Here is a 22,510-nt window from a genome sequence, read left to right as displayed (position 1 = left end):
TCGCCCTGCCCGCCCTCCTGCCGGTGGTCACCGCGCTGCAGGGCGCGCCCCGCGCCGCCACCCTGTGGGAGGACCGTGCGCTGCACGCGCTCACGCCCCTCTCGCTGCCGGTGCTGGCCGGCGTGGGCCTCGGTGCGGTCACCGTGCTGCTGGTGACCGCCTCCCTGCTGGACGGGTCCCGCCGGCTCGGGGCGTCCGCGGTGGTCGAGACCCGGGCGGCCTTCCTCGAGAAGCGCAGCGCCGTGAACTTCGACGAGCTGTCCGAGACGGTGCGCCGGGCCGCGCTGCCAGCCATGGTCGTGGTGGTCGCCATGCCGCTCGTGGCGGCGTTCGGTCTGGGCCCTGCGGCCCTGCCCGGCTTCGTCCTCGGCGCGGTGCTGTCCGCCGCGGCGCTCGGCCTGTGGTCGCTCGGCGCGGGGGCGACGCTCGCCAGTGCGTCGGCCATCATCGGGCACGGCCGCTACGGCGGCGCGGGCTCCTGGGGCCACTCCGGGGCGCTCGGCGGCGCGGTGCTCACCGCGGCGCTGCGCTCCGCGATCGGCTCCGTGGCCCTCCCGCTCATGCTCACCAGCTCGCTGGTCTCCGCGCTGATGGTCAGCTCCGCCGCGGGCATGTTCACCGATGACACCAGCGCCTTCCTGCGCTGGGGCATCGCCGTCGTCGCGCTCGTGATCGCGCTGACCTGCTGGGTGGTTGCCGCGACCGCTCCCGAGGTCGACCTCGAGGACGGCGAGGGGGAGATCGCGAAGCCGCTGTTCTCCCGCCCGGATGAGGAGCCCACCGACAGCCTGGACGCGATGGACTGGGAGGTCGAGGACGAGAGCGCCGAGCCCCTGGCGGCCTCGAAGACCGCACGGTCCACGCGCTCGCAGAGCTCTCAGGACCAGGACGGGAGCGCGCGCAGCAAGGGCGCCACGGCCGGCTCTGGCCGCAAGAGGCGGGGCAAGAAGCGCAAGTAGGCCCCAGCAGGCCCGGCGGGCCCGACTGAGCTGCGGGCGCGCGTCGCGACGCCCACGGGAAGCGCCCCGGGGAGGATGCCGGCAGGCATCGTCCCCGGGGCGTCGTCGGTGGTGCGCGTCTTCTCCGCTCCGGGCTGAGACTCCAGCTCTCAGCTCTCAGCTCTCAGCTCTCAGCACTCAGCTCGCAGCGCTCAAGCTCAGTCCTCAGACAGACCTCAGACCTCAGCGCCGAGGCCTCGCAGCACGAAGTCCTCGAGGGCCTCGCGGGAGAGACGGCGCGCCGTCGACCCCACCAGCAGCGAGTTGATGATGCGCACGGTCGCCGAGATGTCGAGGTCGGCCGCGAAGTCGCCCTTGTCGACGCCGTCGCTGATGATGCGCTGCAGCACCTCCTCGATCAGCAGCACATGCTCGCGCATGCGTGTCGCGGCGCTCTCGGTGAGCTGGCCCTTGCCCGTGGATTGAGGCATGTGGAACGACACGTTCAGCTCGAGCTGGGTGCGCACGTAGGCGAGCGCGGCATCACGCGGGGTGGCCGACTCGCTGACCCCGGCGCGCAGCTGCGTGATGTAGTCCGCCGTCTCGTGCAGGGCGTACTCGACCAGCAGCGTCTCGCGGTCGGGGAAGTGGTTGTACATCGCCGTGCGTCCCACGCCGGCGGCTGTGGCGATCTTCGAGAACGTGATCGTCTCGAAGTCCTGGGTCTCGAGCAGCTCGGCGAGCGCGGTGAAGATCTTCTCCCGCGTGCGTTCTCGGTGCTCCTCGAGCGACCCTCCGATGATCTTGGGCATGACGCATTCTTACACTTCGACAGAATCCGGGTGCCACTGTCCTGAGGTGCAGATCTCCTCCGTGGCCTGCATCGGCAGCAGAATCGGGGCCGAATCCGTGTCCGGGCGGAGAACGAGGGCGCTGAAGCAGGTCCGGCGGGCGGCGGAGCGGGGCGCCGGGGAGAGCCCGTGGAACGGCCGACGGGACCCTTGAGCAAGCGGCTGGGCGAGGGTCGACGGGGCCCGGGGCGGGCCGACGCGCGCCCCGGCGAGGGTGAGCGCGCGGCCGGCGCGGAGGTGGACGCGCGGCCGCGAGCGAGCGGCCGACGGGGGCCTGGCGCGAGAGATTGGGAGGGCTTGAGACGAGGGCCCGGGGGCGGGGCCCGGAACAAGAAGAACCGTCGGCCCACGGCCGACGGTTCTCAGAGAGCGGGTGACGGGAATCGAACCCGCGCTATCAGCTTGGGAAGCTGAAGTTCTACCATTGAACTACACCCGCGAAGCGCCCTGGGGCCGATCAGGATCACGGTGGATCCGGACTGCCCGAGCGGACGCCGACCATCGTACCTGAGCGGAAGGACGTGCGCGAACCGAGTTCGCCAGGGGGCGTGATGCCGTGTCCCCGGCGGGCGCCGGTTAGGCTGGGCGACGTGCTGCTGAGCGATCATGACATCCGGGGCCAGATCGATGCCGGGCGAGTGCGCCTCGAACCCTTCGACGAGGAGATGATCCAGCCTGCGTCCGTGGACGTGCGGATCGATCGTTTCTTCCGCCTCTTCGACAATCACAAGTACGCGATGATCGACCCTGCCACGGAGCAGGCGGACCTCACCCGTGAGGTCGTCGTCGACCCGGAGGAGGCGTACATGCTGCATCCGGGCGAATTCGTGCTGGCCTCCACCTATGAGCAGATCACGCTCCCGGACGACGTCGCCGCGCGCTTGGAGGGCAAGAGCTCGCTGGGCCGGCTGGGCCTGCTCACCCACTCCACCGCCGGATTCATCGATCCCGGCTTCCAGGGGCACATCACCCTGGAGCTCTCGAACATGGCGACCCTCCCCGTGGCGCTGTGGCCCGGGATGAAGATCGGCCAGCTCTGCTTCTTCAAGCTCTCCAGCGCCTCGGACAATCCGTACGGCAGTGCCGGTAACCTCAATCGTTACCTGGGGCAGCGCGGGCCCACGCCCTCTCGCTCCTCCCAGAACTTCCACCGCACCGTGATTCCCGTTCAGGAGGGCTCATGAGCGACGTCGTCGACTCCGCGGAGCCGGCTGCCCGCACCGGTCACCGTCTCCAGCTGCCGCGCGACACCGACCCGCAGGACGTGCTGGCGATGGTGCGCAATGTGCGCCCGGGAGCCGAGTTCTCCGAGGACGGCTCCCTCGAGACGGGTGAGGACACCCGCCTCGTCCCGGACCCGTCCCCGCGCGGCGCGGGCCGCTGGACGATCGAGACCCCGTGGGTGCGCGAGGACCCCGTTCCCGAGGGGATGGGCGATTCCCACGGTTACGGACGCGCGTTCCCCGAGGGCATGCCGTTCGACGTCGAGCGGCGTGCACTGGACCTCGTGTGGTCGCTGGCCCGCCGCCTGTACGGCGCGGTGGTGACCGACGACGGCGTCCGCCTCGAACCCCATCCGTTCCATCTGCGCGACCTCATCGTGGTCAGCCCCCACGCGCTCGCCCCGGAATCTCTGGCCGAGCTGATCGCTCCGCTGGAGCCGGAGGCGGAGCTCGACCAGGTCGCCGACGGCACCCCGCGCACCGGATACAGCGCGACGATCCCGCTGGGTGACGGCGACGAGATCGTCGTGCGGGTCTCCCGCAGCAGTCGCCACAGCGCACTGGACGCCGTCGCCTGGCTCGACGGTGCGGTCGACTACGAGCTCGTCCACGTGCCGAGGGACGACGAGGAGGACGCGATCGAGGTGCCCGATGCGGAGACGGCCGAGCGCTGGTCGCTGGCCTATCGCCGCATCGGCTTGATCGCCGGGCTCCTCACCGAGACGGTCGGCGGCTACGTCGTCGACCTCGAGGGTTTCCTGGTGGACCCCGCCGACCTCGCCTGAGTCCGGGTCGACCTCGGCGACCCCGCCGACCCCGCTTGAGTCGAGACCGGCCCCGTCGACCCCGCTGACCTCGCCTGAGTCCTGATCGGTCCCGTCGACCCCGTCGGCCGGTCCCGAGCCCCGGGCCCGTCAGCGGGTCGTCGGCTCCGCTGTCGGCGCGGAGCGCGCCGGCGTCGGCCTCCCGGCGTCGCCGAGCTTGATCGGCACGAAGGCGACCAGTCCCAGCGCGATGACGATGACGATCCCCAGGATTCCCGTGCGGGTGTCGTGGGAGATCGCGACGGTCGCCGCGAAGGCGGCGGTGCCCAGGAAGCCCAGCGCGCGTCCGGTGGTGGCGTAGAGGCCGAAGTTCTCGGTCTCCCGGCCCGGCTGCGAGAGGCGCGTGAGCAGGTTCCTGGAGGCGGACTGCACGGGGCCGACGAACAGGCAGATCGCCAGGCCCGCGATCCAGAACACCAGGGTGGAGCCGAAGATCAGCACCACCAGGCCCAGCACGATGATGCCGAGGCATCCCAGGATGATCACGAACCGCGTGCCCCGACGGTCGTCCAGCCGCCCGCCGAGGAAGACGCCGATGCCGGCGACCAGGTTCGCGGCGATGCCGAAGATGATGATCTGGACGGTGTCGAAGCCGTAGGCGTTCGCGGCCAGCACGCCGGCGATGGAGAACACGGCGCCCAGCCCGTCGCGGTAGATCGCCGAGGCGACCAGGTACTGCAGCATGACCGGCTCCTCGCGGAAGGCGCGCACCACCCGTCGGCCGATGCTGGCGTATCCCTGCCAGGGGGTCCACCGCTCACCCGGCGCCGACGGCGGATGCTTCGGGGTCCAGATCATCAGCGGCAGCGTGCCCACCAGGATCCACAGCGCGACGAACAGGGGAATCGCCCGGTAGTTCCAGCCGTCGTCCCCGGTGACCCCGAGCAGACCCGTACCGGGCATCACGAACAGCACCAGCACCAGGCCGAGACAGACGATCGAGCCCCAATAGCCCACCGCCCACGCGGTCCCGGAGACCTTCCCGCGGTTCTCCGGCGTGGAGATCTCCGGCAGCACCGAGTTCACGAACACGCCGGCGAGCTCGCTGAACACGACCGCGAGGGCGATCAGTGCAGCGCCGAGAACGAGGTAGTCGGCGTCGAGGGCGACCAGCGGCATCAGCGCCACCACGACCACCGTGGCGAGCGTCGACAGCCGCAGCAGCAGATTGCGCACCCCGCCGCGGTCGGCGAGATTGCCCAGCAGCGGGGCGAGCAGCGCGATCGCGACGGCCCCGATCGACTGCCAGGTGGTGAGCACCTGCGAGCCGTGATCCTGCGCGGCCTTGAGCGCGTCCTCGCCTACGACGCCCTCGGAGGCGACGGCGCTGGCGACATAGGTCGCGAACACGAACGTGAGGATCACCGAGCTGAAGGCCGACATCCCTCCGTCCCACAGGGCGAAGGAGACGACGGAGCGCCGACGGGGCGGAGCGGAGGAGGGGGAGGGCGCGACCGGGTCGCCCGGGGGAGGGAGGGCCATGTGCTCACTCTACGGAGCACACGACCCGTATTCCGATGCAGAATGCGAGAAGGCGCTCAGATTCGGACGCCATATCTCCCGTAAGATGTTCACGGCCCCTTCCCTGCTTCGATGGACGGAGACGTGCATGTATACGATGCTCCTCGCCCATCTGGGGGCGGCACTCATAGGGCCGGTCCTGGTGCGGGCGATGGGCCGTTCTGCGTTCTTCCTCCTCGCGCTGGTGCCGGCGGCCTCTGCCGCCTGGCTGGCCACGATCGATCCTCGCGGGCTGGCCGAGAACCCCCTCGAGGTCTCCGTCCCCTGGATCCCGGCCTTCGACATCCACCTCAGCTTCCGTCTGGACCCCCTGAGCTGGGTCCTGGCGATGATCGCGACCTCGATCGGTGCGATCGTGCTGCTGTACTGCGCGCGGTACTTCAAGGACACCGAGCCCGGGCTCGGCCGCTTCGCCGGCGTGCTCACGGCCTTCGCGGGCGCGATGATCGGCATGGTGCTCGCCGACGACGTGATGGTGCTCTACACCTTCTGGGAGCTCACCACCGTCTTCTCCTACCTGCTCATCGGGCACTATCAGGACAAGCAGTCCTCCCGTCGTGCTGCGATGAACGCGCTGATCTCCACCACCGCCGGGGGACTGGCGATGCTGGTGGGCCTGCTGATGATCGGGGCGCAGGCCGGATCGCTGAACCTCTCGGACATCCTGGCCTCCTCGATGTGGGCCGACGCCGGGCCGTACCTGGTGGTCGCCGTGCTGCTGATCCTGGCCGGGGCGATGTCGAAGTCCGCGCTGATCCCGACACACTTCTGGCTGCCCGGCGCGATGGCCGCGCCCACCCCGGTCTCCGCATACCTGCATGCCGCGGCGATGGTGAAGGGCGGCGTGTACCTGATCCTCCGGTTCGGTCCTGCGCTCACCCACATGGAAGCCCTCAGCATGGTCATCGCCGGGTTCGGTGCGGCGACGATGATCCTGGGCGGCTGGCGCGCCCTGCGGCAGACGGACATCAAGCTGCTGCTCGCCTACGGCACCGTCTCCCAGCTCGGATTCCTCTCCGCCGTCGCCGGGCTGGCCACGCATGACGCGCTGCTGGCGGCGCTGTCGATGCTGATCGCCCATGCCGTGTTCAAGGCACCGCTGTTCATGGTGGTGGGCATCATCGACAAGAAGTTCGGGACCCGTGACCTCCGGGTGCTCTCGGGGGTCGGGAAGGTCGCCCCGATGGTCGCGGTGATCGGCATCGTCTCGGCCGCCTCCATGGCCGCGGTCCCGCCGCTGTTCGGCTTCGTCGCCAAAGAAGCGCTGTTCACCGCGCTGTGGAACGGTGAGCCCTGGCACCGCCTGCTGCTGATCGCTCTGGTCGCGGGGTCGATCCTCACCGTCGCCTACTCCTGGCGCTTCGCGCACGGGTCCTTCGGCACCGCGCCGGGCGCCCCGCCGGTCGAGCGGCCCAGCATCCCGGTGCTGTTCTGGCTGCCGCCCGCCGCGGTCGCACTGTTCTCCGTGGTGCTCGTCGTGCTCGCCTCCCCGCTCGAGAAGATCCTGCGCGGCTTCTCCTCGGTGCTCCCGGAGACCGGGGAGGAGGTCCACCTCGCGGTGGTCCCGCACCTGGGCGTGCCGCTGCTCGCCTCGGTGGTCGCTCTCGGGGTCGGTGCGCTGCTGTGCGTGTTCGCGAAGCCGTTCGCGAGGTTCCAGAAGAAGGTGTCCCCGCAGACCTGGGCGAACGACGAGGTGCTGGACCGGATCGACGCCGAGCGCGGCTTCCGTCGCGTGATGCGTGCGGTGGACTCCGTCTCCATCGCGGTGACCCCGCTGTTCCAGCGCGGTTCCCTGCCCTACACGCTCGGCACGATGCTGCTGGTGCTCATCCTGCTGGTGACCCCGATCGCGGTCTCGCAGTCCTCGGTGCCGGACAACCTGGTGCTGTTCCACCATCCGGTCGAGCTGATCATCCTGCCCGTGGCGGCGCTCGCGGCGCTCGGCGCCGCGCGCTCACGGCGCCGCCTGCGCGCGGTCTTCCTGATCTCGGTGACCGGCTACGCCGTGGCGATCCTGTTCCTGGCCGCCGGGGCGCCGGACGTTGCCACCACCCAGGTGCTGGTCGAGACCGCGATGACGGTGGTGCTCGTGCTGGTGCTGCGACGCCTGCCCACCCACTTCTCGCGCCGGCCCCTGCGGATCGGCGCCTGGGGTCGTTGGGCGATCGCGATCGCGACCGCTGTGGTGCTGTGCGGGGCGGCCCTGTACGCGGCCGACGCACGCTACCTCGAGCCGCTCGGACCTGGTCTCATCGAGACGGCCTACACCATCGGCGGTGGCCACAACGTGGTCAACGTGGCGCTGGTCGATGCCCGCGTGTGGGACACGATGGGCGAGATCTCGGTGCTGCTCGTGGTCGCCACGGGCGTCGCCTCCCTGATCTTCGTCACCCGGCGCGAGCAGACGATCTCCCGCGTGCGGGACCTCGACTCCCGCACCTCGATCTGGCGTCGGCGCAACGATTCCGCCCTGCCCCAGAACGCGCTGGACTTCGATGCCCGGCCCGATGACGTCAGCGGCGGCAACAGGTGGCGCACCTGGCTCTCCGCGGGGCTGACCCTGGCCCCGGAGCGGCGCATGGTGATCCTCGAGGTCGTCACCCGCATCGCGTTCCCGCTGATGATGATGTTCTCGCTGTACCTGCTGATGGCCGGGCACAACCTCCCCGGCGGAGGGTTCGCCGGCGGCCTCGTGGCCGGGCTCGCCCTGGCTCTGCGCTATCTCGCCGGAGGCCGCTACGAGCTCTCCGAGGCGGCGCCGGTCCAGGCCGGCTTCGTGCTCGGCACGGGCATGGCGATCGCCGTCGCCGCGGGAGTGCTCCCGGTGCTGATGGGCGGCAACGTGTTCTCCACCGCCACTCCGGTGGTGGAGGTCCCGTTGCTGGGGGAGCTGCACTTCCCCAGCGCACTGATCTTCGACGTCGGCGTGTACCTCGTGGTCGTCGGCGTCATCCTCGATTTCCTCAGGACCCTCGGTTCTCAGATCGACCAGCAGCAGGAGGTGGAATCGGATGCCGGTTAGTCTCACCCTGCTCCTGACCGCCGGGGTGCTCATCGCCTGCGGTGTGTATCTCGTGCTCGAGCGCACCCTGACTCGAGTGGTCCTCGGTTTCGTGCTGGTCGGCAACGGGGTGAACCTGCTGTTCATCGTCGCTGCGGGACCACCCGGGAAGCCGCCGTTCGAGGGCAGCGGCGACCCCTCGGAGATGACCGACCCGCTCCCGTTCGCGATGGTCCTCACCGCGATCGTGATCTCCCTGGGCATCACGGCGTTCGGCATGGCCCTGGCCTACCGCGCCTGGCAGCTGTTCGGTCACGACGAGGTCCCGGACGACGTCGAGGACCGTCGGGTGCTGCGCCGCCGTCGTCGGCGCACCGAGGACACGGAGAAGCTGTCCTGGTCGCAGGCGCTGTCGGAGGAGTCCCGGCGCGGTGCCCTCATGCATTCCCAGGGCTTCGCCCCGGCCGAGGACGACGACCAGCTCGGCTCCGACCTCACCAGCGCGGAGGACGTCCCGCAGGACGCCACCGAGGCCGACGAGGGGCAACCGGCGCGCCGGCCCGGGCTGCGCCGCCGCGAGCGCGACCACCCTGCCGCCGACGCCCCCGGCACCGGCCGCGGGACGGAACCGGACCGCGACGACACCGCAGGACGGGGGGAACCGTGAACATCGAACTCCTCCTCGCTCTGCCGGTGATGCTGCCGTTGGGCGGCGCCGCCATCACCCTGCTGATGCGTCACCATGCCCGCGTGCAGCTGGGCCTGTCGATCCTCACGCTCGTCGCGATCCTCACGGTCGCGCTGGTGATGGGCTATCACGTGACCCAGGAGGGCGTGCTGGTCCTCCAGATCGGCAACTGGACCCCGCAGCTGGGGATCGTGCTGGTGGCAGACCGGCTCACCGCGCTGATGCTCGTGGTCTCGAGCTTCGTGACGCTGGCCGTGCTCGTGTACTCGAGCGCCCAGGAGGTCAACGAGCGAGCCGGACGCACCCCGCTGGCCATCTACTACCCCACGTATCTGGCGCTGGTGGCCGGGGTGTCGATGGCGTTCCTCGCGGGGGACCTGTTCAACCTGTATGTGGGCTTCGAGGTGCTGCTCGCGGCGAGCTACGTGCTGCTCACCCTCGGCGGGTCGGCCAGCCGCATCCGCGCGGCCACCACCTACGTGATCGTCTCCCTGCTCAGCTCGATCATCTTCCTGGCCGCGATCGCCGCGGTGTACGCCGCGACCGGCACCGTGAACCTCGCCGAGCTGGCGGTGCGCCTGGACGGACTGGACTCCGGCACCCGCATGATGCTCGAGCTGATGCTGCTGGTCGCGTTCGCGATCAAGGCGGCGATCTTCCCGCTGAGCGCCTGGCTGCCGGACTCCTATCCGACGGCGCCCGCGCCGGTGACGGCCGTGTTCGCGGGCCTGCTCACCAAGGTCGGCATCTACGCCATCCTGCGCCTGGAGACCCTGCTGTTCCCGGCGTCGCAGATCCAGAACCTGCTGCTGGCCGCAGCGGCGCTCAGCCTCTTCATCGGGATCCTCGGCGCCGTCGCGCAGACGGACCTCAAGCGCGTGCTGTCCTTCACGCTCGTCTCCCACATGGGGTACATGCTGTTCGGCATCGGGATGAGCACGCAGCTGGGCATGGGCGCGACCATCTACTACGTCGCCCACCACATCACCGTCCAGTCCACCCTGTTCCTCGGCGCAGGGCTGATCGAGACCCGCGGGGGGACCACGAACCTCATCAAGCTCGGCGGGCTCGCGAAGCTCGCACCGGTGATCGCGGTCCTCTTCTTCATCCCCGCCATGAACCTCGCCGGGATCCCGCCGTTCTCCGGGTTCATCGGCAAGGTGGGACTGATCGAGGCCGGTATCGAGTACGACCGCGCCTCGGGCTGGATCCTCATCGCCATCAGCGTGATCACGAGCCTGCTGACGCTCTACGCGATCGCGAAGATCTGGAACCGTGCCTTCTGGCAGGAGCCCAGCGAGGAGATCATCCGTCGCGAGGTCGCGATGCCGCGGGTGATGACCGGCGCGACCGCCGCGATGATCGCGTTCTCGCTGCTGCTGACGGTGCTGGCCGGGCCGATCATGACCTATGCGAACGAAGCGGCCGCCTCGGTGCTCGAGCGCACGCCCTATGTGAGCTCCGTGCTCGGGGACGACGCCGCCGACGATCTGGTCTACCGCATCGATCCCGGCGGCGAGAGGCTGGAGGACCGATGAGACGTCGAGTGGTGGAGCTGGCCCGTTCGTGGGTCTGGATCCTGGTCTCCGTGGCCCTGTGGTGCCTGCTGTGGGGCGGCATCGACCTGAAGAACGTGCTGGGCGGACTGGTCGCCGCGATCTTCGTGTTCGTGCTGTTCCCGATGCCCCCGCTGGGGCACGAGCTCACCGTGCGCCCGGTGCGGTTCGTCCTGTTCCTGCTGCGCTTCCTGTACGACCTGTGCGCGTCCGCGATCGAGGTGGGCTGGTACGCGATCCGTCCGGCTCCGCAGCCGCCCAGCTCGGTGATCGCCGTGAAGATGGCCTCCCGCTCGGATCTCTTCCTCACCACGACCGGCGTGCTGTGCACCCTGATTCCGGGGTCCGTGGTGGTCGAGGCGCAGCGCGCCACCGGGATGCTGTTCCTGCACACCATCGGCACCGGCACCCCCGAGGAGGCGGAGAAGGCTCGCCGCCAGGTCCGCGAGCAGGAGGTGCGGCTGCTGCGTGCGGTCGCCCGCCGAGAAGTGCTCGAGGAGGCTGGTCTGCTGTGACACCGTTCGAGATCATGCTGATCGTCTACGGGACGATCCTCTCCGTCACCGCGATCGGCGTCGTCTACCGCATGGTGGTCGGCCCCACGATCCTGGACCGCGCCGTCTCGACGGACTCGCTGGTGGTGCTGGTCGTGCTGGGCATGGCGCTGTACACGGCGTGGGCGAAGGAGAACTGGGCGGGCCCGGCAATGCTGAGCCTGACGGGGCTCGCCTTCGTGGGCACGGTGACCTTCGCCCGCTTCCTGAGCCGCGAGACCCCGGCCTCGAACGGCAGCACGCCGAGCCGGGAGCCGGGGACCGGCACCGGGCCGCTGGATGCGATCCACGTGGATCACGACGGGACCCAGCGCTCGCCGACCTCGACGGAGCCGATCAACACCATCGAGGTCGACCTCGAGGCGGAGCCCGCGATCTACCCGGTGACCGAGACGCACGACCACTTCGAGAGGGGCTTCGGCTTCGAGGAGACCCCGCGCGACGTCGAGTCCCCGGAGCACGAGGGAACCTCGGACCGCGAGGGGTCTGCGGAGCACGAGGGGCGCCCGGGCAACGAGGGCCACGAGGGAGCACCGGAGTTCGAAGGAACGCCGGAGCACGAAGGGCACTCGGGCCACGAGGGACCCCCGGACCGCGGCTCCGGGCCGACGGACGGAACAGGAGGCGCACGATGAGCGTGGTCGAGATCATCGCGGCGGTGCTGATCGGCGCCGGAACGCTGCTCGCCGCCGTCGCAGCGGTGGGCCTGAACCGCTTCGACGGCGTGCTGATGCGCATCCATGCCGCCTCCAAGCCGCAGGTGCTGGGCCTGATCCTGGTGTTCACCGGGGTGTCCCTGGTGGTGGGATCGTGGGCGCTCGCGGGCTTCCTGCTGGTGGTGCTGCTCGCCCAGATGATCACCGTTCCGGTGGCGAGCGTGATGGTGGGGCGCGCGGCCTTCCGGCGAGGGTTCATCCGCGGCGGCGACTACGCGATCGATGAGCTGAGCCCGCGCCTGGCGACGTCGACCGGCGATGACGACGAGGAGGGCGGCTTCCTCGATGACGTGGACGACGAGCACGAGGGCATGGCCTTCGACGGGGCGGAGGAGTTCCCCGAGAACATCGTCGAGACCACCGAGGGCGCCCTCACCGACCGCAACTGGGAGGAGCCGGAGGAAGGCGCGGAGGAGGTCGACCACGCTCTGCTGGACATCGACCTCGAGGACGAGACCGAGCGGGAGGCCGAGTCGGTCGCCGAGCGCGACTCCCGGGTGGAGCGGACCCCTCGACGCTGAGCCCGGCCGAGCCCGGCTGAGCCCGTCGCCCGTCCGAACACTCGCCGAGCGCCCTTCCGGGACCGCTCAGAACAGGCCGACGGAGTCCCCGGCCTCCGTCACGCCCATGCGCAGTGCCGCAGGCTCCTTGGGCAGCCCCGGCATGGTCATGATCGCTCCCGTCAGGGCGACGACGAAGCCCGCCCCGATCTTCGGCACCAGATCGCGCACGTGCAGCACATGACCGCTCGGCGCGCCCAGCAGCGTCGGATCGTCGGAGAACGAGTACTGGGTCTTGGCCACGCACACCGGCAGCGTGTCCCAGCCGTTGCGCTGCAGCATCCGCAGCTGCGCCGGTGCCCGCCCCTCGAGCACCACGTCGTCGGCCCCGTAGATCTCCCGCGCCAGGGTGCGCAACGAGTCCTCCAGGCCGTCGGCCGGATCGTAGAGGGGATGGAAACCGGGGCCCTGCCCGGAGTCGATCGCGGCGAGCACCTCGTCGGCCACCGCCAGGCCGCCGTCGCCTCCCAGCGCCCACACCTCGCTGAGCGCGGCATGGAATCCCTGCTGCCGGGCCCAGTCCAGGATCGCGTCGAGCTCGGCCTCGGTATCGCTGGGGAAGCGGTTCAGGGCGATCACGGGCTCGAGACCGAACTTGCGCAGGTTCTCGGCGTGCCGGGCGAGGTTCTCCGTGCCGGCCAGCGCCGCCGCCACGTCCTCTCGTTCGAGGTCCTTCTGGGCGACGCCCCCGTGCAGCTTGAGCGCCCGCACGGTCGCGACCACCACGGCGGCGTCCGGGGTGAGGCCGCCCAGACGCGACTTGATGTCCAGGAACTTCTCCGCGCCGAGGTCGGAGCCGAAGCCGGCCTCGGTCACCGTGATCTCCGAGAGCGACAGGGCCAGGCGCGTCGCGGCCAGGGAGTTGCAGCCGTGGGCGATGTTCGCGAAGGGCCCGCCGTGCACGAGCGCCGGGGTGCCGCCGAGGGTCTGCACCAGGTTCGGCAGCAGGGCGTCCTTGAGCAGCATCGTGATCGCGCCGCCCACGCCGAGATCCGCGACGCTCACGGGTGAGCGGTCGTAGGTGAAACCGACGACGATCCGGTCGATCCGCTCCTGGAGGTCGGCGAGATCCGAGGCGAGGCACAGGATGGCCATGATCTCGGACGCGACGACGATGTCGAAGCCGTCCTCACGCGGGACGCCCTGGGTGGGCCCGCCGAGACCCACGACGATCTGGCGCAGGGCCCGGTCGTTGACATCCATCACGCGCTTCCACTGGATGCGGCGGGGATCGATGCCGAGCTGGTTGCCCTGGTGGATGTGGTTGTCCACGAGCGCGGCGAGAGTGTTGTTGGCGATCTGGATCGCATGGAAGTCCCCGGTGAAATGGAGGTTGATGTCCTCCATCGGCACCACCTGCGCGTGGCCGCCGCCGGTCGCACCGCCCTTGATGCCCATGATCGGCCCGAGCGCGGGCTCCCGCAGCGCGACCATGGTGCGCAGCCCCTTCTGGGAGAAGGCGTCCGCGAGGCCGACGGTGGTGGTCGACTTGCCCTCGCCCGCCGGGGTGGGCGACATCGCCGAGACCAGCACCAGCTTCGCGCGGGGAGCGTCGGCAGCGGGAGCGGGCACCGCACGGACGTCGACCTTCGCCTTGGTGCTGCCATAGGGCACGAGGGCTTCGAGCGGGATCCCCGCCGCCTCGGCGATCTCGGTGAGGGGACGCAGGGTCGCCGCCTGGGCGATCGCGAGGTCAGGGTTCTCGGCAGACATCATTGTCCTCCAGGGTCGGCTGTCCGCAGGATCGCTGCGGACTCGGCGGTTCCTCGCTCAGCCTAGGCCGTCGACCCCTGCTGCGGGCGACCTTCGGGCATCGCGGCGGAGCGCCAGGTCCGTGCGTGGGAGACGGTGGTCCAGCCGCAGAGCAGCACGAGGACCGCGAAGATCACCAGGCGCCACGGCTGGCCGTCGTCGGTCACCGCTGTCGAGATGCCGAGAGCGGCCCAGACCAGGGTGAGCATCCCGTAGAGCAGGGTCATCCGGCGCGGCTTCACCCGCGGGTCGCGGGGCAGCGACTGCGCATAGCCCTCGGGGGAGGAGAACTCGGCGATGAGCGTCTTCCCCTCGTCCTGAGCATGCTCCCGGGCTTCGCGCAGCGTCACGCGGATCCGCCTCTCCGTGAGGTCCCCCCGTGCCCGCAGCGCAGCCTGCGCCCGCTCCAGCCATTCGTCGTCCGGGAGGTCGCCGGCCGCGAGGATCTGCGCGACGGTGACGGGTGAGGCCGGTGCAGCCGGGGAGCTCGCCGCCGGCCAGAGCTGCATGAGGAACCAGCACAGGAGCGCGTAGAAGGGGACCAGCAGCGCCGCCCACCAGCCGTTCGCGCGGGGGCCTATCTCGGCCAGCGGCATGATGATCAGCGCGATGCTCGTCGAGCAGAGCGCGAGGGCCCCGGCGCACAGCACGGCGGTGACGCCGAAGGAGAAGCGGCGCACGGCGCGCGTGTAGACCGTGATCAGGAGCGCGATCGCGGCGGAGATGAGGAGCGGCGCGAGGCCGTAGCCGAGCGTCAGCTCGCTGACCCCGCGACCCGGCAGCAGGGCGAACACGTTGCTCACCACGAACATGCCGCTGAGCGCCGCGGCGCCGCAGAGCGTGAGCACCGCCGTCTGGCGCGGGCCCATGCGCAACGGATCCTCGAAGACGGGGAGGCCCTCGCCGCGCATCTCCGCGACCCGGCGCCTCGCCCAACTGTCGGCGGGCCCGAAGAGCTCCTCGGGGCTCTCCCGGCTCTCGGCCACGAGGTCGGCCACGTCCCGCACGACCCTGTCGGCGACGTCGATCTGCACATCGTGGAGCGCCAGCGTCATGATCGCCCGGCGGGCCCACAGGACGTCGGCAGGGTCCTGGCGGGCTGAGAGGAAGAGGGCCTCAAGATCACTGCTCACGGAGGGCGCCTCCTCAGGCATGCCGTCGTCAGGTGGCGTGGGGTGCTCAGAGCGCATGGTGAGAGACTCCTTCGACGGTGTCGGGGGCTGCCGTGTCGAGGGCTGCTGCCGTGTCGGGAGCTGCAGCGCCGAGCACAGCGGTGTCGACCTCTGCGGAGCCGGTCGACGCGGAGGAGAGCGCGGCGGTGAGCTCGGCGAGGGCTGCGCGCTCCTGGGTGAGCTGGGTGCTCCCCGCGGGGGTGAGCGTGTACTGCCGGCGCGCCGGGCCCGACGGCCCGGGCACCCACTGCGCGGTGATCGCCCCCGAGTCCTCGAGCTTGCCCAGCACGGGGTAGAGGGATCCGCCCTTGGGGGAGCCGAAGCCACGGGTGTTGAGCGCCCGGCCGATCCCATAGCCGTGCAGCGGCCCCGGTTCGAGGCAGGCCAGCACGGCGCTCGGGAGCAGCGCCCGGATCCACGTCGCGGGCCACCGTGGTTCCCGGCGCTCCTCGTGCACTTCACCGGCAGCCTCGCCGGGCGCTCCGACGCGCTCCAGGTCAGACTTCGCATCTCGATCTAGGTCAGGCATGGAGCTAAGTATGCCGCATATCTAGCACTGACGTGACCCCGGGAACTGTCTGTCCGTGAGGCGCGGCACCAGGAGCGCCTGCGGGGCGGACGGGCGGCGCAGGGGCGCGATAATGTCGGCTGATCCTCGGATCCGGCCTCGGCCTGCCCCGTCACCGGCAGGCCGTCGGCGCTGCTCCGGCAGCGGGGGCACGGATCGGGCCCGGCTCCGGCCGAGCCCTCGTCGACGCCCACGGAGCCCAGATGCGCACCTCGCCCGCACCACAGCGCGATCCCTCGCGCCGTGCTGCCTCTGCGGCGACCGTCCGTGAAGGCGTGGGCTCGGCGCACGCCAAGGCGATACTCCTCGGCGAGCACTCCGCCGTCTTCGGTGCGCCGGCGATCGTGCTGCCGGTCCACGAGCTCACCGCCCGGGCGCGACTGACCATCCCGGACCCCGCGGGCGAGCCGGACGGGAGCAGGCTGCGCTGCGCCCTCTACGACGGCCCGGTCCGCAGCGCCCCGGAGGGCACCGCGCCGGTCGTCCTGGGCTGGCAGTATGCGGCTGAGCGCGTGGGCCTGCAGGACGCCGGCGGTCGCCTGAGCATCACCAGCGACATCCCGATCCGGCGCGGCCTCGGCTCGAGCGCTGCGGTCAGCGCTGCGCTGGTCGATGCCGTCGCCGACGCCGCCGGGCGCGATCTCGCCCTGGACGATCGGATGCAGCTGATCGCCGATGCCGAGGCCCTCGCCCACGGCAGGGCCAGCGGCATCGACGCCGCCGCCGTGCTCGCGCAGGCCCCGATCCGGGTCGAGCGCGGCACCCCCACCACGCTCCCGCTGGGAAGCGGGCAGATGCACTTCGTCATCGCCGACACCGGCGTCGCGGGCATGACGGCCACCGCCGTCGGCGGAGTGCAGGAGCTGCACCGCACGCGACCGGCCTACGTGGACACCCTCGTCGGCCGCCTCGCAGCACTGACCGACGAGGCCGCCGCGGCCCTCGCGGCGGACGACGTCGCCGCCCTCGGCGGCGCCATGGACGAGGCGCACAGCGCCCTCCAGAGCCTCGGCGTGAGCAGCGAGCGCCTCGACCACCTCGTCGAGGCGGCACGGGGCGCGGGCGCCGCCGGGGCGAAGATGACGGGCGGGGGGCTCGGAGGCTGCCTGATCGTGCTGAGCGCCACGGCCGACACCACCGATTTGGAACGTACCCTGGCAGAGGCCGGGGCGACCGGCACCTGGACGACGAGCTGCGGAGGGCAGTCATGGCCGAGGCTTCAGCACGAGCCCACCCCAACATCGCACTCGTGAAGTACTGGGGGAAACGAGACGCCGATCTCGTGCTCCCGGTCGCGGGGAGCCTCTCGCTCACCCTCGACGAGTTCCCCACCACCACGACCGTGCGGCTGGACCCCGCGGCCGCCGCCGACAGCTTCACGCTGGGCGGCGTCGCGCAGCAGGGCACCCAGCTCTCCCGCGTCACCGAGTTCCTCGACGTCGTCCGGGAGCTCGCCGACTCCGACGTGCGCGCCGCCGTGACCTCGATCAGCGAGATCCCCACCGATGCCGGACTCGCCTCCTCTGCAGCGGGCTTCGCCGCGCTCGCCGCCGCGGCGGCGGCCGCCTACGGCCTGGACCTCGATCAGAGGGCGCTGAGCCGTCTGGCGCGCCGCGGCTCGGGCTCCGCCACCCGCTCGGTCATCCCGGGTCTCGCCGTCTGGCACGCCGGCGACGACGAGGGCTCCTTCGCCGAGGCCGTCGACGGCCCGGAGCTGCGCATGGTCACCGTGACCCTCTCGCGCACCCCGAAAGCGGTCTCGAGCCGCGAGGCGATGGTCCGCACCGCCCGCACCTCCCCGTTCTTCCCTGCCTGGGTGACCTCCACCGAGGAGACCCTGCAGGAGGCCCTCGAGGCCTGCACCCAGGGCGACGTCGAGCGCCTCGGCCACCTCACCGAGCTGCACGCGCACCGCATGCACGCCGTGATCGAGTCCTGCGACCCGCCGATCCGGTACCTCAGCCCCACCAGCCTCGAGGTGTTCGACGAGGTCGCACGGATGCGGGAGGCAGGCCGGCGCTGCTACGCCACGTCCGACGCCGGCGCGAACGTCGTCGTGCTCACCACCCCGGAGGATGCCGAGCACGTCGCCGCCGAGCTGTCGGCGCACGGCGAGACCCGTGTGGTGCGCCCCGGCCCCGGCGTCGAGCTGATCTCCAGGACGGAGAGCGCATGATCGTCACCCGCGCCCCGGGCAAGCTCTACGTCGCCGGGGAGTACGCCGTGGTCGAGCCCGGCGAGCCCGCCGTGCTGATCGCGGTGGACCGCTATCTCACCGTCCGCCTGAGCGAGAGCACGGGCAGCGGGCGCATCCGCTCGGGGGAGTACGGCTCCGCGGCGCTGGAGTGGACCCGCGCGGCGGACGGCGTGAGCATGCTGCTCGAGCACCAGAGCGCCGACTACGTGTTCAGCGCCCTCCAGGTGGTCGAGAGCCTGCGCGACGAGCGCGGGATCCCTGCCCGCTACTTCGACCTCGACATCAGCAGCGAGCTCGACGACGCCCAGGGCCGGAAGTTCGGCCTGGGCTCCTCCGCGGCGGTGACCGTCGCCGTGATCGAGGCGCTCGATCAGTTCTACGGGCTGGGCCTGGACAGCATCGAGCGCTTCAAGGTCGCGCTGCTGGCCACGATCCGGATCTCCCCGAACGCCTCCGGGGGAGACCTCGCCGCCTCGACCTTCGGCGGCTGGGTGCTGTACACGGCCCCCGACCGCGCCGCGCTGCGCCGCGAGCTCGAGGCGGGCAGCGTCAGCGAGGCGCTCGCCGCGGACGCCTGGGATCTGCACAGCGTCACCCGCCTGCCCGATCCCGTCGGCCTGGAGCTGCTGGTGGGATGGACCGGCAGCCCCGCCTCCACCAATCGCCTGGTCGACTCCGTGCGAGGCAACGGCCGCGAGGCCACCACGGCCCACGAGCTGTTCCTCCAGGAGAGCCGGCAGAACGTCGATGCCCTGGTCACCGCCCTGCAAGGGGAGGACGCCGACGGCGTGCTCACCAGGATCCGCACCGCCCGCCGCCTCCTGCAGCAGCTCGGGGAGAGCAGCGGCATCCGCCTGGAGACGCCCGCGCTGACCGCCCTGTGCGATGCCGCCGAGGCGCACGGCGCGGCCGGCAAGCCCTCCGGCGCCGGCGGCGGCGACTGCGGGATCGTGCTGGTGCCCGAGACGGTGGAGCGTCGCCAGATCCTCTCCACCTGGGAGACCCACGACATCCGACTGCTGGACCTGTCCGTCCATCCACCCCAGGGGGCCCTCGATGAGCAGTGACCAGCCCCACGAGCCCCACGAGGACCTCGACACCGAGCGCGGGCGCCGCAAGGACGAGCACCTCTCGCTCGCGCTCAGCCAGCGCGCCGGCGCCCAGCCCCGCAGCGCCTTCGACGACGTCGAGTTCCTCCATCACGCCCTGGACGGCATCGATGAGACGGCCGTCGACCTCTCCACGCAGGTGGGCCCCGCCCGGTGGCCCCTGCCGCTGTACGTCAACGGCATGACCGGCGGCACCGCGACCACCGCGGCGCTGAACCGCGAGCTGGCGATCACGGCCCGGGAGACCGGGCTCCCGATCGGGACGGGCTCGATGAGCATCGCGCTGGACGACCCCTCGACCGCCGAGGGCTTCCGGGTGCTGCGCTCGGAGAACCCCGACGGCTTCGTGATGGCGAACCTCGGCGCCGGGCGCTCGGCCGACGACGCCCGCCGCGCGGTCGACCTGATCGCCGCCGATGCGCTGCAGCTGCACGTCAACGCCGTCCAGGAGACGGTGATGCCCGAGGGCCGACGGGACTTCTCCCGCTGGACCCGCTCGATCGAGCAGATCGTCGCCGCCTCCCCGGTGCCGGTGGTCGTCAAGGAGGTCGGCTTCGGCCTCAGCGGACGCACCCAGCTGCGCCTGCGCGAGCTCGGCGTGCAGATCGCCGACGTCAGCGGCGCCGGCGGCACCGACTTCGTGCGGATCGAGAACTCGCGCCGCGAGCGTCCCGACTACGCCCACCTCGAGGGCTTCGGACAGTCCGCCGTGGAATGCCTGCTCGACGCCTCCACCGACCTCCCGCTGCTCGCCTCGGGCGGGGTCCGCTCCCCGCTGGACGTCATCCGCGCTCTCGCCCTCGGCGCTCGCGCGGTCGGCGTCGCCGGCGGCTTCGCCCAGGTGGCCTCCGAGGGCGGCGCCGAGGCCCTGATCCCGCACGTGCGCCGGTGGTGCGAGCAGCTGCGTCAGCTGCACGCCTTGCTTGGCGCCGCCGGCCCGGCGGAACTCGTGCACACCGACCTGCTGCTGCGCGGCAGGGTGCAGGAGTTCTGCACCCTGCGAGGGCTGGACGCCGGCGCGATGTCCCGACGCCGGGAGCGCTCCCGGCCGATTCCTGAAGGAGAACCCCATGTCCGCTGAGGGCATCACCCCGATCCCCACCCGCTGGGTGGGTCCGATCCGCATCAGCGGCGACTCGGTGAACGAGGAGGTCGAGGTCCCGCTGGCCACCTACGAGACCCCGCTGTGGCCGTCGGTGGGCCGCGGCGCGAAGGTCTCCCGCCTGGTCGAGGGCGGCATCCGTGCCACCGTGGTGGGCGAGAAGATGACCCGCTCCGTGCTGCTGATCGCGCCGGATGCGCAGACCGCCATGCAGGCGGTGCGCACGCTGCGCGAACGCGGAGACGAGCTCGCCGAGGTCGTCTCCGGCACGAGCCGTCACGCGCGCCTGCTGGAGACCCATGAGGAGATCGTCGGAAATCTGCTGTTCCTGCGCTTCGCGCTGGAGACGGGCGACGCCTCCGGGCACAACATGGTCACGCGCGCGGCCGACGCCCTGCTGCAGACCGTGCTCTCCTGGGACCTGGGCCTGGAGTACGGCTCGGTCTCGGGCAACTACTGCTCCGACAAGAAGGCCACCGCCGTCAACGGCGTGCTCGGCCGCGGCCGCAGCGTCGTGTGCGACCTCCTCATCCCGCACGAGATCGTGGAATCCACGCTGCGCACCTCCGCCTCGGCGCTCGTCGACCTCGTGGTGCGCAAGAACTTCGTGGGCAGCACGATCGCCGGAGCCCTGCGCTCCGCCAACGCCCATTACGCCAACATGCTGCTCGCGTTCTACCTGGCCACCGGCCAGGACGCCGCGAACATCGTCGAGGGGTCCCAGGGCATCACCTACGCGGAGGAGCGCCCCGAGGGCCTGTACTTCTCGTGCACCCTGCCGCACCTGATCGTCGGCACCGTCGGCAACGGCAAGGACCTCGGCCACACCGCCGAGGCCCTCGAGCGCCTGGGCTGCGCGGACCCGTCGGCCGAGCCCGGCGCGAACTCGCGCCGTCTCGCCGTGCTCATCGCCGCCTCCGTTCTGTGCGGCGAGCTGTCGCTGCTGGCGGCCCAGACCAATCCCGGAGAGCTCATGGCTGCGCACGTGGCCATGGAGCGTCGTGGAGGAGGCACCAAGTGACCAGCATCGGCATCCACGATCTCGCGGTCGCCACCACCCACCACGTCCTCGATCTCGCCGAGCTGGCCGAGGCCACCGGCGTCGAGCCCGCGAAGTACCACCGGGGGCTCGGCCAGGAGCAGATGAGCTTCCCTGCGCCCGACGAGGACATCGTCACCATGGGCGCGAGCGCCGCCGCGCCGCTGCTCGCCGAGCACGGCACCGACGGCATCCGCTCGCTGCTGTTCGCCACCGAGTCCGGGGTGGACCAGTCGAAGGCGGCGGGCGTCTTCGCCCATCACCTCCTGGGGCTGCCCTCCACGGTCCGCACGGTCGAGTTCAAGCAGGCCTGCTACGGCGGCGCCGCCGCGCTGCAGACCGCCCTCGGCATCGTCGCCCGCAACCCCGAGGAGCGGGTGCTCGTGATCGCGAGCGACGTGGCCCGCTACGAGCTCGACGGCCCGGCCGCCCCGACCCAGGGCGCGGGCGCGGTCGCGATGCTGGTGAGCGCCGATCCGGCGCTGCTGGCGATCGAGCCGCATTCGGGCGTGCACACGGCGGACATCGACGACTTCTGGCGTCCCAACGACACCACCACCCCGCTCGTGGACGGTGCGCTGTCGCTGCAGACCTATCTCGACGCCCTGCTGGGCTCGTGGGGGGACCTGCAGGCCCACGGCGGGCCCGGCGTCGACGAGATCGACCGCTTCCTGTACCACCAGCCGTTCACGAAGATGGCCCGGAAGGCGCATGCGGCGCTCTTCCGGCACGAGGACCGGCCTGTCGACGAGAGCGCCCTGGAGACCTCGTTCCTGTACAACCGGCAGCTCGGCAACAGCTACACGGCGTCGCTGTTCGTGGGGCTGGCCGCGCTGCTGGACCACGACGACGACCTCGCCGGTCGGCGCCTGGGCCTGTTCAGCTACGGCTCGGGCTCGGTCGGGGAGTTCCTCACCGGGATCGTGCAGAGCGGCTACCGGGAGCGCCGGCGCCGCGAGGCGACCGAGTCCGTGCTGGCCGCCCGGGTGCCGCTGACTGTCGAGGAGTACCGGGCGCTGCACGTGTCCTACACGGACGACAGCGACGAGCGCGAGACTCCGCGGACCACGGCGGCGCCGTTCCGCTTCGCGGGCGTGCGCGATCGCATCCGCCGTTACGAGCGCACCGCCGGCGCCTGA

At 71.2% G+C, this 22,510-nt stretch carries 20 protein-coding genes and 1 tRNA gene; 15 read left to right on the top strand and 6 right to left on the bottom strand.

Annotation, left to right across the window (positions count from 1 at the left end):
* The coding region (locus tag CIK81_RS11680; protein ID WP_346218058.1) for a sodium/proton-translocating pyrophosphatase at positions 1 to 959 on the top strand (959 nt) is incomplete at its 5' end.
* 215 nt (positions 960 to 1,174) lie between these two features.
* Here CIK81_RS11680 and CIK81_RS11675 read toward each other — a convergent pair.
* Together CIK81_RS11675 and CIK81_RS11670 are read right to left on the bottom strand one after the other, a co-directional pair.
* Positions 1,175 to 1,750, bottom strand: a complete 576-nt coding sequence (locus tag CIK81_RS11675; RefSeq protein ID WP_114355733.1) for a TetR/AcrR family transcriptional regulator — start codon at positions 1,748 to 1,750, stop codon at positions 1,175 to 1,177.
* 407 nt (positions 1,751 to 2,157) lie between these two features.
* A tRNA-Gly gene (locus tag CIK81_RS11670) sits at positions 2,158 to 2,228 on the bottom strand.
* 151 nt (positions 2,229 to 2,379) lie between these two features.
* Between CIK81_RS11670 and dcd the strand changes: the two genes are divergently transcribed.
* A complete protein-coding gene (gene dcd / locus CIK81_RS11665) occupies positions 2,380 to 2,973 on the top strand; it encodes a dCTP deaminase (protein WP_096196262.1) in 594 nt (197 codons plus the stop codon).
* A complete protein-coding gene (locus CIK81_RS11660; protein ID WP_114355732.1) occupies positions 2,970 to 3,797 on the top strand; it encodes a hypothetical protein in 828 nt (275 codons plus the stop codon). The genes dcd and CIK81_RS11660 overlap by 4 nt, the downstream gene beginning before the upstream one ends.
* A 129-nt stretch (positions 3,798 to 3,926) precedes the next feature.
* Here the strand turns inward: CIK81_RS11660 and CIK81_RS11655 are convergent, their stop codons facing one another.
* Complete coding sequence (locus CIK81_RS11655) at positions 3,927 to 5,318, bottom strand: MFS transporter (protein ID WP_114328522.1); 1,392 nt, start codon at positions 5,316 to 5,318, stop codon at positions 3,927 to 3,929.
* Positions 5,319 to 5,445: 127 nt separating this feature from the next.
* Between CIK81_RS11655 and CIK81_RS11650 the strand changes: the two genes are divergently transcribed.
* Genes CIK81_RS11650 through CIK81_RS11625 form a run of 6 tightly spaced genes read left to right on the top strand, consistent with a single transcriptional unit; the run spans position 5,446 to position 12,393 of the window.
* Positions 5,446 to 8,379 carry a Na+/H+ antiporter subunit A gene (locus CIK81_RS11650; RefSeq protein WP_114355731.1) on the top strand — a complete coding sequence of 978 codons (2,934 nt, stop codon included), beginning with the start codon at positions 5,446 to 5,448 and terminating at the stop codon, positions 8,377 to 8,379.
* A complete protein-coding gene (locus CIK81_RS11645; RefSeq protein ID WP_096165149.1) occupies positions 8,369 to 9,025 on the top strand; it encodes a Na(+)/H(+) antiporter subunit C in 657 nt (218 codons plus the stop codon). The genes CIK81_RS11650 and CIK81_RS11645 overlap by 11 nt, the downstream gene beginning before the upstream one ends.
* Entirely contained in the window at positions 9,022 to 10,584 is a 1,563-nt protein-coding gene (locus CIK81_RS11640; protein WP_096165146.1) for a Na+/H+ antiporter subunit D, read from the top strand. Before CIK81_RS11645 ends, CIK81_RS11640 begins: the two co-directional genes overlap by 4 nt.
* Positions 10,581 to 11,117, top strand: a complete 537-nt coding sequence (locus CIK81_RS11635) for a Na+/H+ antiporter subunit E (protein ID WP_096165143.1) — start codon at positions 10,581 to 10,583, stop codon at positions 11,115 to 11,117. The genes CIK81_RS11640 and CIK81_RS11635 overlap by 4 nt, the downstream gene beginning before the upstream one ends.
* A complete protein-coding gene (locus tag CIK81_RS18210) occupies positions 11,114 to 11,791 on the top strand; it encodes a monovalent cation/H+ antiporter complex subunit F (RefSeq protein ID WP_096196258.1) in 678 nt (225 codons plus the stop codon). Before CIK81_RS11635 ends, CIK81_RS18210 begins: the two co-directional genes overlap by 4 nt.
* Positions 11,788 to 12,393: a monovalent cation/H(+) antiporter subunit G gene (locus CIK81_RS11625; protein WP_096165138.1), complete on the top strand. Its 606-nt coding sequence runs from the start codon at positions 11,788 to 11,790 to the stop codon at positions 12,391 to 12,393. The genes CIK81_RS18210 and CIK81_RS11625 overlap by 4 nt, the downstream gene beginning before the upstream one ends.
* A 66-nt stretch (positions 12,394 to 12,459) precedes the next feature.
* Here the strand turns inward: CIK81_RS11625 and CIK81_RS11620 are convergent, their stop codons facing one another.
* From CIK81_RS11620 to CIK81_RS11610, 3 genes are all read right to left on the bottom strand, one after another.
* Positions 12,460 to 14,145 carry a formate--tetrahydrofolate ligase gene (locus CIK81_RS11620; RefSeq protein ID WP_096196318.1) on the bottom strand — a complete coding sequence of 562 codons (1,686 nt, stop codon included), beginning with the start codon at positions 14,143 to 14,145 and terminating at the stop codon, positions 12,460 to 12,462.
* Positions 14,146 to 14,207: 62 nt separating this feature from the next.
* On the bottom strand, positions 14,208 to 15,317 hold the full coding sequence (locus tag CIK81_RS11615) for a hypothetical protein (protein ID WP_158542011.1): 1,110 nt from the start codon (positions 15,315 to 15,317) through the stop codon (positions 14,208 to 14,210).
* A 46-nt stretch (positions 15,318 to 15,363) separates the two neighbouring features.
* Positions 15,364 to 15,885 (bottom strand): PadR family transcriptional regulator, encoded by a 522-nt coding sequence (locus CIK81_RS11610; protein ID WP_096165137.1) that lies wholly within the window; start codon positions 15,883 to 15,885, stop codon positions 15,364 to 15,366.
* A 242-nt stretch (positions 15,886 to 16,127) separates the two neighbouring features.
* Between CIK81_RS11610 and mvk the strand changes: the two genes are divergently transcribed.
* Genes mvk through CIK81_RS11580 form a run of 6 tightly spaced genes read left to right on the top strand, consistent with a single transcriptional unit; the run spans position 16,128 to position 22,510 of the window.
* Complete coding sequence (gene mvk, locus CIK81_RS11605) at positions 16,128 to 17,177, top strand: mevalonate kinase (RefSeq protein ID WP_096165134.1); 1,050 nt, start codon at positions 16,128 to 16,130, stop codon at positions 17,175 to 17,177.
* On the top strand, positions 17,132 to 18,100 hold the full coding sequence (gene mvaD, locus CIK81_RS11600; RefSeq protein ID WP_096165132.1) for a diphosphomevalonate decarboxylase: 969 nt from the start codon (positions 17,132 to 17,134) through the stop codon (positions 18,098 to 18,100). Before mvk ends, mvaD begins: the two co-directional genes overlap by 46 nt.
* The gene (locus tag CIK81_RS11595; RefSeq protein ID WP_096165130.1) at positions 18,097 to 19,188 is read left to right on the top strand and encodes a phosphomevalonate kinase; all 1,092 of its coding nucleotides are present in this window, start codon (positions 18,097 to 18,099) and stop codon (positions 19,186 to 19,188) included. Before mvaD ends, CIK81_RS11595 begins: the two co-directional genes overlap by 4 nt.
* Positions 19,178 to 20,311 (top strand): type 2 isopentenyl-diphosphate Delta-isomerase, encoded by a 1,134-nt coding sequence (gene fni, locus CIK81_RS11590; protein WP_096165127.1) that lies wholly within the window; start codon positions 19,178 to 19,180, stop codon positions 20,309 to 20,311. The genes CIK81_RS11595 and fni overlap by 11 nt, the downstream gene beginning before the upstream one ends.
* Positions 20,301 to 21,353, top strand: coding sequence for a hydroxymethylglutaryl-CoA reductase (locus tag CIK81_RS11585; RefSeq protein WP_096165125.1), 1,053 nt, complete (start codon positions 20,301 to 20,303; stop codon positions 21,351 to 21,353). Before fni ends, CIK81_RS11585 begins: the two co-directional genes overlap by 11 nt.
* Positions 21,350 to 22,510, top strand: a complete 1,161-nt coding sequence (locus tag CIK81_RS11580; RefSeq protein WP_096165122.1) for a hydroxymethylglutaryl-CoA synthase — start codon at positions 21,350 to 21,352, stop codon at positions 22,508 to 22,510. Before CIK81_RS11585 ends, CIK81_RS11580 begins: the two co-directional genes overlap by 4 nt.

Source organism: Brachybacterium sp. JB7, from assembly GCF_003335205.1.
Classification (GTDB): Bacteria; Actinomycetota; Actinomycetes; order Actinomycetales; family Dermabacteraceae; genus Brachybacterium; species Brachybacterium alimentarium.
This window is presented reverse-complemented; position numbering and strand designations above follow the sequence as displayed.

Coding starts and splice junctions, on each gene's coding strand:
- CIK81_RS11675 (WP_114355733.1), bottom strand. CDS start 1,750: ATGCCCAAGATCATCGGAGGGTCGCTCGAGGAGCACCGAGAACGCACG.
- CIK81_RS11610 (WP_096165137.1), bottom strand. CDS start 15,885: ATGCCTGACCTAGATCGAGATGCGAAGTCTGACCTGGAGCGCGTCGGA.
- CIK81_RS11620 (WP_096196318.1), bottom strand. CDS start 14,145: ATGTCTGCCGAGAACCCTGACCTCGCGATCGCCCAGGCGGCGACCCTG.
- mvaD (WP_096165132.1), top strand. CDS start 17,132: ATGGCCGAGGCTTCAGCACGAGCCCACCCCAACATCGCACTCGTGAAG.
- fni (WP_096165127.1), top strand. CDS start 19,178: ATGAGCAGTGACCAGCCCCACGAGCCCCACGAGGACCTCGACACCGAG.
- CIK81_RS11660 (WP_114355732.1), top strand. CDS start 2,970: ATGAGCGACGTCGTCGACTCCGCGGAGCCGGCTGCCCGCACCGGTCAC.
- CIK81_RS11585 (WP_096165125.1), top strand. CDS start 20,301: ATGTCCGCTGAGGGCATCACCCCGATCCCCACCCGCTGGGTGGGTCCG.
- mvk (WP_096165134.1), top strand. CDS start 16,128: ATGCGCACCTCGCCCGCACCACAGCGCGATCCCTCGCGCCGTGCTGCC.
- CIK81_RS11650 (WP_114355731.1), top strand. CDS start 5,446: ATGTATACGATGCTCCTCGCCCATCTGGGGGCGGCACTCATAGGGCCG.
- CIK81_RS11645 (WP_096165149.1), top strand. CDS start 8,369: ATGCCGGTTAGTCTCACCCTGCTCCTGACCGCCGGGGTGCTCATCGCC.
- CIK81_RS11625 (WP_096165138.1), top strand. CDS start 11,788: ATGAGCGTGGTCGAGATCATCGCGGCGGTGCTGATCGGCGCCGGAACG.
- CIK81_RS11595 (WP_096165130.1), top strand. CDS start 18,097: ATGATCGTCACCCGCGCCCCGGGCAAGCTCTACGTCGCCGGGGAGTAC.
- CIK81_RS11655 (WP_114328522.1), bottom strand. CDS start 5,318: ATGGCCCTCCCTCCCCCGGGCGACCCGGTCGCGCCCTCCCCCTCCTCC.
- CIK81_RS11635 (WP_096165143.1), top strand. CDS start 10,581: ATGAGACGTCGAGTGGTGGAGCTGGCCCGTTCGTGGGTCTGGATCCTG.